Origin of the sequence: Baaleninema simplex PCC 7105 (assembly GCF_000332355.1) — a bacterium.
GTDB classification, from domain to species: Bacteria; Cyanobacteriota; Cyanobacteriia; order Cyanobacteriales; family Geitlerinemataceae; genus Baaleninema; species Baaleninema simplex.
Window position 1 is genome coordinate 393,751 of the sequence record NZ_KB235958.1, and the last position, 3,131, is coordinate 396,881.

At 42.5% G+C, this 3,131-nt stretch carries 3 protein-coding genes, 1 pseudogene and 1 CRISPR repeat array; of the genes and pseudogenes, 1 reads left to right on the forward strand and 3 read right to left on the reverse strand.

All coding sequences use genetic code 11. The features are described 5' to 3' along the window. Positions 1-313 (forward strand): annotated as a pseudogene (locus tag GEI7105_RS36645) (ISKra4 family transposase); the annotation flags it as partial. On the opposite strand, the gene GEI7105_RS28925 reads toward GEI7105_RS36645, so the two are convergent. Genes GEI7105_RS28925 through GEI7105_RS34350 form a run of 3 tightly spaced genes read right to left on the reverse strand, consistent with a single transcriptional unit; the run spans position 310 to position 1,223 of the window. After that, the gene (locus GEI7105_RS28925) at positions 310-795 is read right to left on the reverse strand and encodes a transposase (protein ID WP_017659146.1); all 486 of its coding nucleotides are present in this window, start codon (positions 793-795) and stop codon (positions 310-312) included. The pseudogene GEI7105_RS36645 and the gene GEI7105_RS28925 overlap by 4 nt on opposite strands. A 33-nt stretch (positions 796-828) precedes the next feature. Continuing rightward, the gene (locus GEI7105_RS40925) at positions 829-957 is read right to left on the reverse strand and encodes a transposase (protein WP_375339030.1); all 129 of its coding nucleotides are present in this window, start codon (positions 955-957) and stop codon (positions 829-831) included. Continuing rightward, entirely contained in the window at positions 897-1,223 is a 327-nt protein-coding gene (locus GEI7105_RS34350) for a transposase family protein (RefSeq protein ID WP_017659147.1), read from the reverse strand. The genes GEI7105_RS40925 and GEI7105_RS34350 overlap by 61 nt, the downstream gene beginning before the upstream one ends. Before the next feature lie 100 nt (positions 1,224-1,323). Then, a CRISPR array of direct repeats spans positions 1,324-3,103; the repeat unit is 37 nt; unit sequence GTTTCAATCCCTTGAAGGGATTTTATTGGGTTTCAAC. Positions 3,104-3,131: the final 28 nt, after the last annotated feature.

The following is a 3,131-nucleotide window of genomic DNA, read 5'->3' on the forward strand; positions in this document are numbered from 1 at the left end:
CAGCAGCGTCTCGATGCCGTTGAAGCTTGTTTGTGGCGAGGTGATGTGGAGGGGTCGCTGGCTCAGTTCGAGGATTGGTCACACCCGCGCGTCACCAAGTTGGTGGCTTACGTGCAAAAAACATCGACACCGCATCGTCAACTACAGCTATTACCAGTGTGAAGGGATTTCTATCGGCTCTGGAGCCATTGAATCGACGGTCAAGCAGATTGGTCGGCGTCTCAAGATTTCCGGCGCTCAGTGGGAACGTCAGAACGTTCCACAAGTCCTCAAGCAACGCTGTGCTTATCTCAATGGAGACTTTTACGCCTAACACTTGCAAAACTGGGATGCACCCAAGCGCATTCGCATATTTTCAAAATTTATAAAGCCATAAGCTTGACGCTTTATCAGTTTAAGACGATTATTAATACCCTCCATAACACCATTGGTTGTTCGGCTCAAGAAATAATTACATATTGTGTTAAGATGATTGCGAATTGTCTTGACAGCATCACCATAAATACTCTGTGCTTTACACAACCATTCTTTAAATTTATTTTTTCCGCTCTCTGGGTCTTGAGTTGTTTCATAAATTTCTCTAAAATCCTCTTTAAGCTGATAAGCTTTTCGTAAACGTTTTGACTGTTTTAAAACGGCCTCTAATTTTTCCAATCCCTCTTCTTTTAAGTCTTTTTGGTTTTTCAGCAATAACCATTTTGCTCCTTTGATTTTGATTTTAAACTTCACCTGCTTTCGGATTTTAGGCTCTTCGGAGTTTAGGGTGACAGAAAAACTAACTTCACGAGATTTCAAGGGTTTTGGCTCTCGAATCTTCAATTTTTTGTATCATGCTATACATTTATAACCACAAACTCCGAAGACCCGGATTTTATTTAGATTGTCATTCACCGCTTTCATAACGTGAAATCTATCGACGACAATTTGGGCATTGGGAATAGTTCTTCTGTAAAGTATTGTTGGCATTTTTTACAGTAAAACTGACGCCGTGGTATTTGCAAATATACGAGTTGACCCGAAATGGGCAAGTCTCGAACTCTAACGGTTCGTGTTTGGTTAAGTTCGCCCGTCTTTTTGCCACAATGAGGACAGGCAACTTCCTCTTCTCTAAAGCCTAGCTGCAAAAATATTGCTTCGCGTTCCCTGACCACGCTTCTCACTCTTACTTTGGGTAAGTTGATTAAGTCTTCTACAAAAAAGTTCATCTTTAGATCCGCCTGCATTTGTTTTCTATTATACTATTATCACCTCAAACTCCGAAGACCCGGTATTTTATTGGGTTTCAACAGTCTTTTCACCGTCCTACTTTTGTCGAGCTTGATAGTTTCAATCCCTTGAAGGGATTTTATTGGGTTTCAACTACCAAATGTTGGTCGCTCCATTTGAGCAACTAGCAGTTTCAATCCCTTGAAGGGATTTTATTGGGTTTCAACACTACGACATTCTCTATGAATGCCGCCTCGCTGCTTACGTTTCAATCCCTTGAAGGGATTTTATTGGGTTTCAACTATCAATATTAGGAGTTCCCATCCTTGAAGTTACGTTTCAATCCCTTGAAGGGATTTTATTGGGTTTCAACATCGCGGTTGAAGGCGGCGATCGCAGCGGCGTTACAGTTTCAATCCCTTGAAGGGATTTTATTGGGTTTCAACTCCCCACTCTCGAGTTTGTATTCTCCACCCCCTTGTTTCAATCCCTTGAAGGGATTTTATTGGGTTTCAACGTCTCTGTTGCGCCGTGCCGTCACCGGATATCAGAGTTTCAATCCCTTGAAGGGATTTTATTGGGTTTCAACTCGAGAAATCTTTTCAAGCTTGCAAATCGTCAAAAAAACGTTTCAATCCCTTGAAGGGATTTTATTGGGTTTCAACGGTGCAACGACTTTGCTAAAACAGCTCACGCCAGAGTTTCAATCCCTTGAAGGGATTTTATTGGGTTTCAACAGGAGTGGCAAATCCTCGCTAGTTGGTAAAATTGCGTTTCAATCCCTTGAAGGGATTTTATTGGGTTTCAACAATGTTAGAAATCTACCTTTTATCCGGTGATTCTTAGTTTCAATCCCTTGAAGGGATTTTATTGGGTTTCAACTAGCGAAATCAACTGGCGCATCTCAGGAGATAAGCGTTTCAATCCCTTGAAGGGATTTTATTGGGTTTCAACTTGGCAGATGATTCGGCGGCAAATGCGGCGGTAGGTAAGGTTTCAATCCCTTGAAGGGATTTTATTGGGTTTCAACAAAAACGTTTACTAAGGAGTTAGTTAGAACCATGAGTTTCAATCCCTTGAAGGGATTTTATTGGGTTTCAACATTATAGCACGGTAACGTACAAAAAGACAACCAAGTTTCAATCCCTTGAAGGGATTTTATTGGGTTTCAACCGCTTTCCGGGTCAGGGTGGTGTAGTTAAGGAGCGTTTCAATCCCTTGAAGGGATTTTATTGGGTTTCAACCCGGAATCTTTTTGAATTCTCGGCATTTTCAGAAGTTTCAATCCCTTGAAGGGATTTTATTGGGTTTCAACACTGGAGAAGTGCAGTTACATCGAGTTTGACGGCGATGTTTCAATCCCTTGAAGGGATTTTATTGGGTTTCAACCATACTCTTCATGCTCGCCGTTAACTACCATGTCGGTTTCAATCCCTTGAAGGGATTTTATTGGGTTTCAACTCCAGTCACAGCGATCGCCCTTGGAGAACTACCGCGTTTCAATCCCTTGAAGGGATTTTATTGGGTTTCAACTTAGTCGAGAATCGCGACCCGGCTCCAGCGTTCGCCCAGTTTCAATCCCTTGAAGGGATTTTATTGGGTTTCAACGCCGAACTGGAAGCTCACGGCGTCCACGCGCAAGGGTTTCAATCCCTTGAAGGGATTTTATTGGGTTTCAACATTTTCCGGTCGAAGTTCCGAAAAGCTTTAAGGTTTCAATCCCTTGAAGGGATTTTATTGGGTTTCAACCTTTGCCACCGCCGGATGATGATTTGGTGATAGCTTCAGCGTTTCAATCCCTTGAAGGGATTTTATTGGGTTTCAACGCAGGTTGATAGAGCCTCCCGATAGTGTCGGGACGTTTCAATCCCTTGAAGGGATTTTATTGGGTTTCAACAGTACGCCCCTATCCTTAACGAGATGGG